At 52.2% G+C, this 13,383-nt stretch carries 10 protein-coding genes and 1 pseudogene; 9 read left to right on the top strand and 2 right to left on the bottom strand.

From position 1 onward, the window contains the following. Positions 1-22: 22 nt before the first annotated feature. Positions 23-1,018: an IS110 family transposase gene (locus C1N59_RS12350; protein ID WP_394549629.1), complete on the top strand. Its 996-nt coding sequence runs from the start codon at positions 23-25 to the stop codon at positions 1,016-1,018. A gap of 103 nt (positions 1,019-1,121) precedes the next feature. Here C1N59_RS12350 and C1N59_RS12345 read toward each other — a convergent pair whose 3' ends face one another. Continuing rightward, positions 1,122-1,841, bottom strand: coding sequence for an alpha/beta hydrolase (locus C1N59_RS12345; protein WP_375097289.1), 720 nt, complete (start codon positions 1,839-1,841; stop codon positions 1,122-1,124). Between the two features lie 302 nt (positions 1,842-2,143). Between C1N59_RS12345 and C1N59_RS12340 the strand changes: the two genes are divergently transcribed. The 7 genes and pseudogenes from C1N59_RS12340 to C1N59_RS12310 all read left to right on the top strand — a co-directional run bounded on the left by C1N59_RS12340 (position 2,144) and on the right by C1N59_RS12310 (position 9,802). Further along, positions 2,144-2,497 (top strand): metalloregulator ArsR/SmtB family transcription factor, encoded by a 354-nt coding sequence (locus C1N59_RS12340; RefSeq protein ID WP_394549628.1) that lies wholly within the window; start codon positions 2,144-2,146, stop codon positions 2,495-2,497. A 90-nt stretch (positions 2,498-2,587) separates the two neighbouring features. After that, positions 2,588-3,871: an arsenic transporter gene (locus C1N59_RS12335; protein ID WP_394549627.1), complete on the top strand. Its 1,284-nt coding sequence runs from the start codon at positions 2,588-2,590 to the stop codon at positions 3,869-3,871. A 48-nt stretch (positions 3,872-3,919) separates the two neighbouring features. Then, a pseudogene (gene arsC, locus C1N59_RS12330) lies at positions 3,920-4,349 on the top strand (glutaredoxin-dependent arsenate reductase). Between the two features lie 444 nt (positions 4,350-4,793). Continuing rightward, positions 4,794-6,287 carry a purine-cytosine permease family protein gene (locus C1N59_RS12325; RefSeq protein ID WP_394549626.1) on the top strand — a complete coding sequence of 498 codons (1,494 nt, stop codon included), beginning with the start codon at positions 4,794-4,796 and terminating at the stop codon, positions 6,285-6,287. Continuing rightward, positions 6,287-7,993: a nitrilase-related carbon-nitrogen hydrolase gene (locus C1N59_RS12320; RefSeq protein ID WP_394549625.1), complete on the top strand. Its 1,707-nt coding sequence runs from the start codon at positions 6,287-6,289 to the stop codon at positions 7,991-7,993. The genes C1N59_RS12325 and C1N59_RS12320 overlap by 1 nt, the downstream gene beginning before the upstream one ends. A 40-nt stretch (positions 7,994-8,033) precedes the next feature. After that, positions 8,034-9,194, top strand: coding sequence for a transporter substrate-binding domain-containing protein (locus tag C1N59_RS12315; protein ID WP_259018990.1), 1,161 nt, complete (start codon positions 8,034-8,036; stop codon positions 9,192-9,194). Continuing rightward, entirely contained in the window at positions 9,191-9,802 is a 612-nt protein-coding gene (locus C1N59_RS12310) for an ANTAR domain-containing response regulator (protein ID WP_375097295.1), read from the top strand. Before C1N59_RS12315 ends, C1N59_RS12310 begins: the two co-directional genes overlap by 4 nt. A gap of 210 nt (positions 9,803-10,012) precedes the next feature. Here C1N59_RS12310 and C1N59_RS12305 read toward each other — a convergent pair whose 3' ends face one another. Beyond that, positions 10,013-11,818, bottom strand: coding sequence for a glycoside hydrolase family 13 protein (locus C1N59_RS12305; RefSeq protein ID WP_394549622.1), 1,806 nt, complete (start codon positions 11,816-11,818; stop codon positions 10,013-10,015). A gap of 341 nt (positions 11,819-12,159) precedes the next feature. On the opposite strand from C1N59_RS12305, the gene C1N59_RS12300 reads away from it, so the two are divergent. Next, the gene (locus tag C1N59_RS12300; protein ID WP_394549621.1) at positions 12,160-12,870 is read left to right on the top strand and encodes a GntR family transcriptional regulator; all 711 of its coding nucleotides are present in this window, start codon (positions 12,160-12,162) and stop codon (positions 12,868-12,870) included. Positions 12,871-13,383: the final 513 nt, after the last annotated feature.

The raw sequence follows: 13,383 nt of genomic DNA, 5'->3' as shown, positions 1-13,383 counted from the left end.
TCTATGTGAGAGGAGAGATATCATGTTTCCAATCGGTATTGACGTCAGCAAAGACACGCTTGACCTCTGCATGCTTTATGACGGCATCAAAGGCCGCGTTAAGACACGTAATATAAAAAATGATCGCAGTGCGGTTGAGAACATCAGCCGCTGGCTGAGACTTCAGCACTGTGGACCGGAAGATGTTCATGTGGTGATGGAGGCCACCGGTGTCTATCACGAGCGGCTGGCCACTGCCCTGCACGATGCGGATTTTTATTTGTCTCTGGCCAACCCTCACCGCAGCCGGGAGTTTGCCCGTGGCATGGGGATTATGACCAAAACGGACAAAGTGGATGCGTATATGCTCGCCTGTTACGCGCTGCTGAAAAAACCGCACCGCTGGGAGCCGCCCGCAGCGGATATCAGGCATCTCAGCGCACTTCTGCGTCGGCGGGATGTAATACTCGCTGACGCCGTGCGGGAGGAAAACAGGCTTGAAAAATATCAGTCTACCGACACGCCTGCAGACGTCATCAGTTCATGCATCAGGATGGCTCAACTGTTACGCGAAGAGGTAAAAAATATCGAACGGCAGATAAAGGCGCATATTAAGGCCAGTCCTGACCTTAAACGAGATTATGCGCTGCTTACGTCTATTAAATCTGTCGGGCCCCAACTGGGGATGCACATGCTGGTTGTGCTCCGCAGCCATCACTTTGAATCAGCAGACCAGGCGGCGGCTTTTCTGGGCGTGGTGCCTGTCGAGAAGCGTTCCGGTACCTCGGTCCGGGGACGTCCACGCATGTCTAAAATCGGCCCGCCTCAGCTGAGAGCCAAACTTTACATGTCAGCTCTGTGCGGAAAGATTCATAACAAACGTATGCGTAACATTTACGAGGAAATGTGCCTGCGGGGAAAACCCAAGATGGTGGCCATTGGTGCACTGATGCGAAAACTGGTTCACTGGTGTTATGGCGTCCTGAAGACGGGAACGGCTTTTTGTGACGGAGGCCCGCGTGCTGCGCTGAATTCCTGACTCAGGTTGAGTTGACACTTTACCGACTGAAGCGCTCATGAGGGTAACTGGGCGTAGTCCGCTATGAGCGAGAAGCGGACCTCCATTACAAAAACATCAGACATCATTTAGTCCCGGGCAATAAAATGAACTGAGATACTGTTTCTCCCAGGCGCAGAAGAAAATCGTTTCGCGAAGGATGAGGCTCAGTTACCTGCGGGGGGAGCTCATCCATGAAGGTAAAGTGACCGGCATTCTCAGCAATATGCAATTCAGAGGATGTGTGGATACTCAATGACTGATGAAGAAATGTGGCCTGCGAAGGTGGGGTGATGAAGTCCTTATCACCCGCCCAAATCTGAAGCGGAACATGTATGGCGGCTAATGACTTATGTGTTGGAAAAAAATCGGCGGGTGGTGTCAAAAGAACAAGTCGGTTCAGGATTTTTTGGCCGTCAAACGAAACGGGTTCTCTTGCAATTGTCCATGCTGTAGCGCCGGCATGAATAAGTAAAATCGTTGTCCCAAGCGAATGACCAACGCCTGAAACTGAAACATAATGCGTGCAGAATTTCTCAGCCGTTAAGTCAAGCCGCTGGAGGCGTTCTGTTAATTCGGCTTTAGTCGGAAAGGGCGAGGTCACTCGTTCGAAATGCGGTGCTACAACACATATGCCGTGACGGGCAAATGTCTTTATGAGCCCGATGTGCCGTAGCGGGCTGCCGCCAAGTCCTGCAGCAAAAAGAATACACGCTGTTGCATCCTTTACCTGAAATAAGGTCACATCAAAAATTTTCTCTTCACTTTCAAGCTGTAATGTTTCCTGATTGACTCTTAAATTCATTTAAATCCCCCTGACAGTAAGCTGCCTGAACATACCATTTTTAGTAATTGAAGAATTTGCTGTACTTCCGCTTCTGGCCGGAGGAGACGCACGCACAGACCAGTGTCCGTCAGGAGCAGAAAGCGGACATGCGTGCTCAGAAATGGATTGCATCCTTCTGGTTTACCTGTGCAGGCATACTGTAAACGAGTTGTCACAAGATGCGCCATTGCCGGATTAACATATCTGAATTAACGAATATATAATTGACTCACAGATTGCAGACAGTGAGAATGGCTTTACTGCCGGACTCAGGAGTCATCATGCCTCAATTTCAGCCTCTACAGCTTTTCAAAAATCTCTCTGACGAAACACGACTCCGTCTGGTGTTGCTGTTGCGCGAAAAAGGAGAGCTTTGCGTCTGTGAACTCACGTCCATGCTGAAAGAAAGTCAGCCAAAAATTTCCCGGCATCTGGCTTTACTCAGAGACGCCGGCCTGCTTATGGACAGACGTGACGGCAAGTGGATTCATTATCGGTTATCACCACACATGCCCGCCTGGGCTGCCGCGGTGATTGAGCAGGCTTACCTGTGTCAGCGCGATGACATTCTGCAACTCACCCGGCAGGCTGAAAGGAATAACGCGACCACCAACGGCAAGCCTGTCTGCATTTAAAAAATTTATCCAAACACATATGATTTTTCATATTTTTTTGCTGGATTATCTTGCGTTCGGTTTACAGGTTTTATATCCAAAGGAGAAAGTATGATTCTGGCAGGCGCTGTATTCGTCCTGACGCTGGTGCTAGTTATCTGGCAGCCAAAGAGACTCAGTATTGGCTGGAGTGCGGTTATCGGGGCGGCGCTGGCACTGCTGACCGGCATGGTGCATATCGATGATATTCCGGTTGTCTGGCAGATTGTCTGGAACGCCACGGCCACGTTTATCGCGGTGATTATCATTAGCCTGCTGCTTGATGAATCTGGTTTTTTTGAATGGGCTGCACTGCACATTGCCCGCTGGGGAGGCGGTAAAGGCAGGTTGCTGTTCACGTATATTATTTTGCTGGGTGCGACAGTGGCGGCCCTGTTTGCCAATGACGGGGCGGCACTTATTCTGACGCCTGTTGTCATCGCCATGCTGGTGGCGCTGGGCTTCAGCCCCGGTGCCACGCTGGCGTTTGTGATGGCGGCAGGCTTTATCGCTGACACATCCAGCCTGCCGCTCATCGTATCGAACCTGGTTAACATCGTGACGGCGGACTTTTTTAAGCTGGGGTTCAGCGAATATGCGTCTGTCATGGTGCCGGTAAATATTGTGTCCGTGGCGGCTACCCTGGTTATGCTTCACCTCTTTTTCCGTAAAGATCTTCCAGTCACTTATGACCTGGTGAAACTGAAGGCACCGCAGGAAGCCATTCGTGACATGCGAACGTTTAAAGCCGGATGGCTGGTCCTGCTCCTGCTGCTGACCGGCTTTTTTGCCCTTGAGCCTATCGGCGTTCCGGTCAGTGTAGTGGCAGCAGTGGCGGCATTTATTCTGTGGCTTGTTGCCCGGAAAGGGCACGTAATTGACACGCGTAAAGTGCTGAAAGGCGCACCCTGGCAGATCGTCATCTTCTCGTTGGGTATGTATCTCGTTGTGTATGGCCTGCGCAACGCCGGGCTGACGGATTACCTTTCAGCCCTCCTGAACCGTTTTGCAGAGCAGGGCGTCTGGGTGGCCACGCTCGGCACTGGTTTTTTGACCGCCTTTCTGTCATCAGCGATGAACAACATGCCTACCGTTCTGGTCGGTGCCCTGTCCATTGAGGGGAGTACGGCTCAGGGCGCGGTAAAGGCGGCGATGATTTACGCCAACATCATTGGCTGCGATCTTGGCCCGAAAATCACCCCAACAGGCAGCCTTGCGACCTTGCTGTGGCTGCACGTACTGGCGCAGAAAAACATCACTGTCAGCTGGGGCTATTACTTTCGCACAGGCATCCTGATGATTCTGCCGGTGCTTTTTGTCACGCTTGCTGTATTGGCCCTGCGTCTGTCTATTTAAATCATAACGGGTACTGTATTCATCCAGCACGTTAAGGGAGCATTACTTATGACTGACATTACGATTTACCATAACCCCGCTTGTGGAACCTCGCGTAACACCCTGGCGCTTATACGTAATAGCGGCGCAGAACCATCAGTGATTTTGTTATCTTGAAACGCCGCCAGCGCGCGACGAACTGAAAAAGCTGATTGCGGATATGGGGATCAGCGTGCGCGACCTGCTGCGCAAGAATACGGAACCGTACGAGCAGTTGGGGCTGGCAGAGGACCGGTTCAGCGATGATGAACTGCTGAATGCTATGCTGGATCATCCTATCCTCATTAACCGTCCGGTGGTCGTAACGCCTCTTGGTACAAAACTCTGTCGTCCGTCAGAGGCGGTTCTGGACCTCCTGCCGGACCCACAGCAGGGGGCTTTTACCAAAGAAGAGGGGGAGAAGGTCATTGACGAGCTCGGGAACCGACTTAATCACTGAACCTGACGTGACATTTCTGCCCTGCAATGTTTTGTTTGCGCGGTCTGGTGATATTGCTGGTGGCATTCTGGATGAACCAGCAGGGATCAGGCCAGTATCCGTCGACTAAGCAATTGCGTTGCAATGACAGTTGCCTCAAGTCTCATCGTGCGTTAATCAAGACGGTTCATAAAAAACGCTCAGCTCATATGTATCACCGTGGTGCGTGCTGCACTGACATCATGCGCTTTACTCCCGCCACCGGGCCTGAATACCGCCTTCCTCCGTTTATTTAACAGTTGGCGCATTAATTGCTTTCTAACTGTTACCGCATCCTGCCGTACAGGAACAGGCACTGTAGCCTGGCAAGCGGCTTGTGGCGAGCAGCCACTCCACTACATTGATTTCAGGCGAAGAAGCCCTACCGGCAATGCTGTCGGCGGGGCTTTTTTTTGGAGTAAATCTATGAATAAGTTGAAAGCATGGTTTCAGGGGCCGCAGGATATTACCGAAGCAGAGGCCGTTGAGGATTACGCGGTAGGCCGTGTACCATCGCACTATCGCTGGCCCATCCCGGCTATTATTCTGGTGTTGCTGGGCAACTCTACCGCGATGTTCTGGTTCAGCCTTGGCGCGGACATGAGCTATCAGGTCGGTTGGCCAATGTTGCTGCTTCCGATTGGTTATATGGTAGTGTTCGCCACCCTGATTGGCTCGTGCATTATGAAGATGGCGAGTAAAGAGGGGCTCTCACTCAATCTGATGACGCGCGGGCTGGGGTTTGGCTATATGGGCTCAGCCTTCACCTCGCTGATTTACGCCGTCAACTTCATCTTCTATTTTCTGTTTGAAGGCACCATTGTTTCTCACGCCATCGCCAACTATGCGGGCGTGCCGGTCAACTCCATTACCGGTATCGCCATCTTTGCGCTGATGGGGCTGGCCGCCATCTGGTTTGTCTGGAAAGGCATGTCATCAATGCAATTTCTGCAAACCTGGGGTGTTCCCATTTTCATTGCGCTGTTTGGCTTTTGTATCTGGCAATTAACACACCACTATCAGGCGGTCAGTTTCAGCGGCTGGCAACCCAAAGGGGAAGTCGACAGTCATGCATTGTGGCTGGTCATGAACATGGCCAACGGGCAAATTGTTTTTCAGGGATTGATGGCAACCGATTATGGTCGTTTTGCCCGTCCGGGGATCACGCATAAAGGCACCGCAACGATCATGCTGGGGATGCTGATCCCGATTGTCGTGGTCATGCTGTTTGGCGCATTTATGGCTTATACCCTGATGCCACATATTCAGGGCGAAGATGTCTGGTCGCTGGCGCTGGATCCGGGCTTTGTCTTCCCGCTGGTTATTGGTCTGACAGGTGTGTTATTTGCGGTGATTACCCAGATTCGCATTAACGTGCTCAATCTTTACTCTGGTTCGATTGCCCTGTCGAACACCATGGATATGGCCTTTAACTATCGCCCGGGACGTCAGTGGTGGATGTTGCTGGTCTGGTTGCTCGGCGTAGTGTTCTATATCTGCAACATTTTGCAGTATACCGGCACTTTCCTGTCTATTACCGGCATTCTCACCAACACCTGGGTATTTATTATCCTTGCAGATTACTTTATCTGTCGCAAAGTGCTGCACCTTGCGCCTTCCGATTTCGTGGAATTTCGCAAAGAGTATCTGCGTATGTGGAATCCGTCAGGCGTCATTGCGTTGTGCGTCGCGGTGGCGACAGGGGCGGCAGGCGTGCTGGGCCTGTATCCCATGGTGTACGCCTCGTTTATTGCCATGCTGGTTGGTCCTGTGCTGCATGTGGCTATCAGCATGGCGACCCGCGGCAGCTATTACTTCAAAACCTTCCCGAAGGATATGCAAACTCGCTGGAAACCCGCCGATGCTTACCAGGGGCCGAAACCGGTTTTTAATCCGTTACTGAGCAAGGAGGCAGAATAATGCGCATCAGTGTTGCCACCATCCAGTTTGAACCCACGCAGTTCAGAAAAGAGGAAAACGTTGCTCGCCTGCTGGCATTAGCAACCCAGGCCGCGCGTGATGGCGCGCGCTTAATTGTGATGCCGGAAATGGCCACCACCGGCTACTGCTGGCTGGATCGCGCGGAAGTCGCCCCCTATGTAGAAACGGCGGACGGCCCTACCAGCCAGGCATTTGCTGCGATTGCGCGTGAGTTTAACTGCTTTTTGGTCTTTGGCATGCCGGAGCGAGACAGGGTAACTGATCTCTACTTTAACAGCGCTATTCTTGTCGGGCCGCAGGGCGTGATTGGCGTCCACCGTAAAACGCACCCCTATATTTCGGAACCGAAATGGGCGGCTAACGGTGATGGCGGACATCAGGTCTTTCACACTGAGATCGGCAATATCGCGCTATTGATCTGTATGGATATTCACTTTATTGAAACCGCCAGGCTGGCCGCGCTGGCGGGCGCGCAGATTATCTGCCACATCAGTAACTGGCTGGCTGAACGTACGCCCGCGCCTTACTGGCTCACCCGTGCCTGGGAGAATGGCTGTGCGCTGATTGAAAGCAACCGCTGGGGATGGGAGCGGGGCGTACAGTTCAGCGGCGGCAGTTGCATTGTGGATAGTCTGGGGAATGTGCTGGCCAGTTGTGACAGTGGCGATCGGATACTCAGCGTTGAGTTACCCCTTCCTGAGAAAAATTCGCAGCTAAATAAGCGGCGGCCTGAACTCTATCAGCGTTTGATGATCAATACTTACCACTGGAATCCAATGGACTTTTTTGGCCTGTATGGGCGTGATCCCCTGCCCGACGGCAAAGTATCCCGTATCGCGGTGGCGCAGTTTCGCCCGCAAAACGAGGTGAATGCCAATCTGGCACAGATTCGGCACTGGGCCGAACAGGCGAAATCAGATGGCGTGGAACTGCTGGTCCTGCCGGAGCGCGCGCTGACCGGTAGTGACGGTAGCCGCTTTGCACTGACGCGGGAGGATGCGCCTGTACAGGCGCTGATCGCGCTGGCGATGGAACTGAATATCGCGCTGCTCGCAGGGTTCGCCGAGCGGGAAGGCAATCGATGCTATAACAGCGCGGTGCTGGTGAGCAGTGAAGGGGTCAACGCGCACTATCGCCAGATTCATTTGAGCGAACAGGATCGGCACTGGGCCTGCGCAGGCAATCAGTGGGTGACGTGCGATCTGCCCTGCGGACGCGTTGGTATTTTGCTGGGTGAAGATCTGCTGGTGCCGGAAGCCGCCCGGATTCTGGCGCTGGAAGGCTGCGACATCATTGCCTGCCCGGCGCAGCTTTATTCCCCTGTGCCAATGGCGCATGCGGGCACGGCGATACCGCATGTCTGGCCGATTCCGCGCGGCGCCGATCCTCACCACTGGCTACTGCCGCGCGTCCGTGCGGGGGAGAATAATGTCTGGCTGGCTTTTGCCAACTGGCCCGCTGCGGAAGGCGAAAGCTTTGGCCTGAGTGGGATATTTGGTCCGGAAACCTTTTCTTTTCCGCGTAAGGAAGCGAAAGCGATCGGTGCGAAAGGGCTGGCGGTGCTGGCTATCTCTACGGGTTCAGCCGGAACCCCTTATCCCGGCCATGTGGTAAGGCGTAAAGACCTGGTGCTGATGCGTCAGCCGCATTACTACACTGCGCTGATTGCTCAGCCACCACGATGAGCCACAGACGCGGCCTGCGGGCCGCGTTGATTCAGGAGCTATGATGACTGCCACTCAACCGCTGCCTAAACGAGTTATTCCGGTCGGTATTCTCTATTCAGTTTCAGGCGATTATGCGGTTATCGGGCGCGAGATGCTCAACGGCATTCTGCTGGCGATTGAGGAGATAAACGCCAATCCTGCCCATCAATTTACCCTTGCGCCCGTGATCCGCGATCCGCAGGGATCGCTGGACCTCTATTACGACTATTGCCACGACTTACTCTATCGCCATGGTGTGCGTCATGTGATTGGCTGCTATACGTCTGCAGCGCGGAAGACCATTCTGCCGTTGATCGAAGGCGCCAACGCGCTACTGTGGCACTCTGCACGCTATGAGGGCTTTGAGAGCAGCAATAGCGTGATTTACCTTGGTGCCTCCCCCAACCAGCACATTCTGCCGATGCTCAGTTGGCTGTTACAGCAGCAGGCGGCGGAGATCTATCACATCGGTTCTAACTATGTCTGGTCATGGGAGATGGATCGCATCACCCGTGAAGCCGTGATCCCTGCGGGCGGCAGCGTGCTGCAGAGTAAATTACTGCCCATGGGTGACGAAAATGTGGAGACGTTAATCGCGGATATTATCGCCTGCCGCCCGACAGTCCTCCTCAATACCATGGTCGGCAAAAGTGCCTACAGTTTTTACCGCGCCTGGCACCAGGCCTGCCAGCAGCAACCGTGGTTAAACGAGGTGCTGAAGCTCAGTCTGACGCTGTGTGAACCGGAAGTTCAGTTAATTGGCGCAGAGGCGTTAGAGGGATACCTGGTTTCTGCAAGCTGGTTTCAGTCGATTGACAGCGCCGCCAACCGGCGCTTTCTGAGCAGCTATCATCAGCGCTTTGGGGAGCATGTTTCGCCGTCAGTGGACAGCGAGAGTGCCTGGCTGGCCGGACATTTGCTGGCGAGAGCCATTGCGCGCCATGGTAACGGGGATGTTGAAGGTGTGCGCAATGCGGTATTGCAGGATGAAATGGATTCGCCAGCCGGGCGGATCCGCCTCGACGCCGACAACAATCACTGCTGGTTGACCCCGCATCTGGCACGATGTCACAACGGCAGGCTGGAGAGTTTCTGGCAGGCAGATGCCGCTGTGAAACCCGATCCCTGGCTGGCCAGGGTGGATCTTGCGAGCCTCATGCCGCGCGGAGGTGGCGCATGAGCCGAAAAAACGTACAGTTACGCGGATTAAAAGTGTGTGTGATCGGCTGTTCCGACCGCGATAACCATCATCTGGCACAGCAGTTCAGCCGCATAGGGATTGAGGGCCTGTTCTGTGCCGTGTTTCCGGACGAGCATCAACTTGCCGATCGGCAGTTACTGGTGTTCGACGGCGATAACTCAACCCTGTTTCACCCCACAAACCCGCTCCCCTGGCCCGCGTTACCTAAGATTGCGCTTACCGCCGTTGAAACGCCCTCGCGCTTACAGTGGATTGCCGAACAGAAGATCGACAGCTACATGCGTAAACCGGTGCGCTTTGATGGCGTGATGACCGCGTTTACCCTGGCGCTTAACAATGCCTCGCATATCAACCAACTCGACGCGCAACTCCGGCGGCAGGAAGAGCGACTTCGGGCACGTAAGTTTCTGTTTTCCGCACAACTGCGGGTTATGGATGCGCTCAGTCTGGACGAGGACGATGCCTATAGCCTGCTGCGCCGCGCCTCAATGGCACAACACATGACCATTGAAAATCTCAGTTGTGCATTGCTGAACGATACCGAGGCCTGGCTCAACCGCTTAAAATCACTGCTGGCAGAACTGTAAGTATCGGTGTAATGCAATGAAGGATATCAATGTATATGTAGCTCTCTCACTATTGACCTGCTCCCGGTTGATTACGGTGGGATGTTTGCCATGTCCGCTTCCGGCACAAAGCGGACATCCGTATCAACCAGTGTCCGCTATGAGGGAGAAGGAAATCGTGGTGAAGAGCAAACCGCCGATGCATGACCGGCGGCGTCATTCGGCTGTAGTTTAGAGTCTGTAAATGGAAGCCTGCCATGGTTGCAGAGCCAGTTGGGTTGCACCCTCTTTAGCCGGATGGGCGGAACCACTGTCTAATGCGAGCCTGTTGATTTTTATCCCCTCTGGAAGTGAATATTTCAGTTGTTGTTTAGTGAAGTTGATTACAACAAGATAGCGTTGGTCATCTTGTGTTCGCGTATAGGCGAACACCTTATCGTTTGCTGGATCGATATCCTTAAATTTGCCATATATCAGCGCCGGCGTTTGGCTGCGCAGAGCGATAAGGTGCCGGTAATAGTTATAGACCGAGTCGGGATTGTGTTCCTGAGATGCGGCATTGATCTGCACATAGTCAGGATTGACCGCCAGCCATGGCTTACCGGTTGTAAATCCCCCATTAGCCTGGCTGTTCCATTGCATGGGTGTACGTGCGTTGTCACGGCTGGTTTGCCTGACGTTTTGCAGATATTCCTGAGCTGAAACTTTCCCGCTGACAACAAAATCTTTCCACTGGCCCCGTACTTCAACATCTTCATAGTCCTCAATGCGCCTGAACGGGTAATTAGTCATTCCGAGCTCATCACCCTGATAGATAAACGGTGTGGCGCGTTGCGTCATCATCATGGTCGCCAGCGCCTTTGCAGAGGCTTCACGCCAAAGTGGACCGTCGTCACCGAAGTGCGATACGGCACGCGGATTATCGTGGTTACTCAGGAAACTTGTGTTCCAGCCATCATCACCTGCTGCATTGTCAATTTTGGTATAGGTTGCTTTAAGCTGCGGCAGGGTCCAGTCGGTTTTACGCCAGCCATCACGGTCCAGTCTCACCAAATCAAAATTAAACAGCATGTTCAGTTCATGGCGCTGCGGATCGGTGAATGTCTTCGCCTGTTCTGGTGTCACTCCAAACGCCTCGCCTACGGTCATCGTGTCATAATGTGAGAGGACTTCCCGGTTCATTTCCTGCAGATACTGATGGACGTAAGGTCCGTTAGCAAAAACGAACTCAGGGTGAGCCAGCGCAGCGGGAGGCAGATCCGGAAGCCCTGGCTGCTTGGAAATAAAAGGAATGACGTCCATGCGAAAGCCTGATACGCCTTTATCCAGCCAGAAGCGCATGATGTCATACACATCAGCCCGCACCTTCGGGTTATCCCAGTTAAGATCCGGCTGTTTGCTGGCAAAATAGTGCAGATAGTACTGGCCGGTTTGCGGATCCAGTTTCCAGGCCGAACCACCAAAGAATGACGGATAGTTATTTGGCTCTTTGCCATTGTGACCGTCGCGCCAGATATAAAAATCACGGTACGGGTTGTCTTTGGATTTGCGGCTTTCCACAAACCACTGATTCTCATCACTCGTATGATTGACCACCAGATCGATAATCAGCCGCATATGACGTTTTTTCATTTCTGCCATCATGCGATCGAAGTCTGCCATCGTGCCGAACTCTTTCATGACCTTTCTGTAGTCACGAATGTCATAGCCGTTATCGGCATTGGGTGAATCAAAATGTGGACTCAGCCAGATAACGTTAACGCCCAGCGTTTTCAGGTAATCAAGTTTTTCGGTAATGCCATTCAGATCGCCGATGCCATCGCCATTGGTATCGTTAAATGAACGTGGGTAAACCTGGTAAACCACTGCCTCTTTCCACCATTTATTCTCACCCGGAACTGATTGAGCCGCTGTGTTTTTTGGCATTGTCTTCTCCGTTTCCGATGCAATTGCCTGCTGGCTCAGTAATGCCGCCATCAGCGCCGCAGATAACCAACCCATACGTAATGTTGCCGTTTTCTTGATTAACGTGTTCATTTTGCAATCTCATTAATAGCGCCAAAACATCTGATGCCGCCGCAAGCGACTGGCTGAATTGAAGTTTTCCTTCGCGTCTTTATCGCGTTGGGTAAGGGGGATGGCGAATGTATGTCCCGACGGAAAGGTAATCCCCGGCTTTTTAAAGGCGCAGGTCAGATAGAAATTTTGAGAGCAAGCTCTAAAAAAAACTGCTGATGAGATGTCTTTTAAATGTGTAAGTTGTATAGATTTACTGGGCTATTTATCATTGTGTAAAAAAATAGTATTTTTAATCAGTTATTTATTTTGTCCTTTCTTTTCCGGGTTTTAACAACCTCGATCATACAAGAGGTATAAAAGTGATTTTTAGGCTGACAGCACAGAGGCTACGTGAGCGCATCAACTCAGATGAGTTTAAGCAGGGTGATGCGCTGCCCGGTGAGCAGGTACTGGCGCAGGAAACCGGTGTTTCGCGCAGTACGCTGCGTAAAGCGATCACTATTCTGGTTGAAGAAGGCATGCTCGAACGCAGGCACGGCAGCGGAACATATATAGTCCAAAAGGATTTGCAGCACGATACCTACGCGCTAAACAGTTTTGCCGAGCATATGAAGGAAATTAAAAGAGAGCTGAGGAATGAAGTCGTGCAGTTTTGCATCAGGCTGGCACCACCGGCCATCGCGCGCCAGCTACGCATCAAGACGAACGACCAGGTGTATTTTTTTCAGCGCATCCGCTATATAGACGGCAAACCGTATATGGTGGAAGACAGTTATATGCCAGTTCGGCTGTATCCCACGCTTTCTTTACACTACATGCGCGGTTCAAAATTTGACTACATAGAGAACCAGTGCGGCATCGTGATTGACTACTGTATCGAAACCTTTGCGCCTGCGCTGGCTACAGAGCCGTATGCTTATCATTTGAATCTTAAAAAGGGCGCGCTACTGCTGCAGCTTACGTCTCTGGCGCTTTCAACTGAAGGGGAATATCTTGATTTTTCGGTCATGTACATGAATCCCAGTGAATACCAGGTGAAATACCATATGAAGCGCAACAAAATTTTGTAGAACAACCTGATGTTCAGTTTGTACAAAGCCGCTTCAGCGACAGGGAGGCACGAGATAACGTTTCATTTCCGCAGAGTGGGCATTTCACCGAACAACAGAAAAGAACATAAAAAAACCGCCTGGCAGTCGCCTGTTCAACGTGGTAGCCAGCATTATTAATGCACCGCAGGGAAACCGGATCGTTCTGCCCTGGTGTTGGCATATCCGGCTTCTCCGCATCCACTATTATCACTATCGGCAGAAGACGGTGATTCTGCAACAAATAATGGAAATCATCGTTTCCTTTTTTAAGGATTAACAGGCGGAACAGGATTCAGTCTTATACGGATTTGTTGCATGGCTAAGCAAAGTCCATTTCTAAACGTCCGCTTGTGGCACAAGGCGGACGGTCGGTGCTGAAGGTCCGCTTTGAGCGAGAAGCGGAAGTACGAAATTGTTGTTCTCACCACCAAGGGGCATTACTAATATTTCCGCGTGTTAATCAACGGATCTGACCAACTAGCCTTCAGCCAG

The organism is Pantoea sp. SGAir0183 (assembly GCF_043545505.1).
The sequence above is the reverse complement of the archived record's forward strand: the minus strand, read 5'-3'. Positions and strand labels throughout refer to the sequence as shown.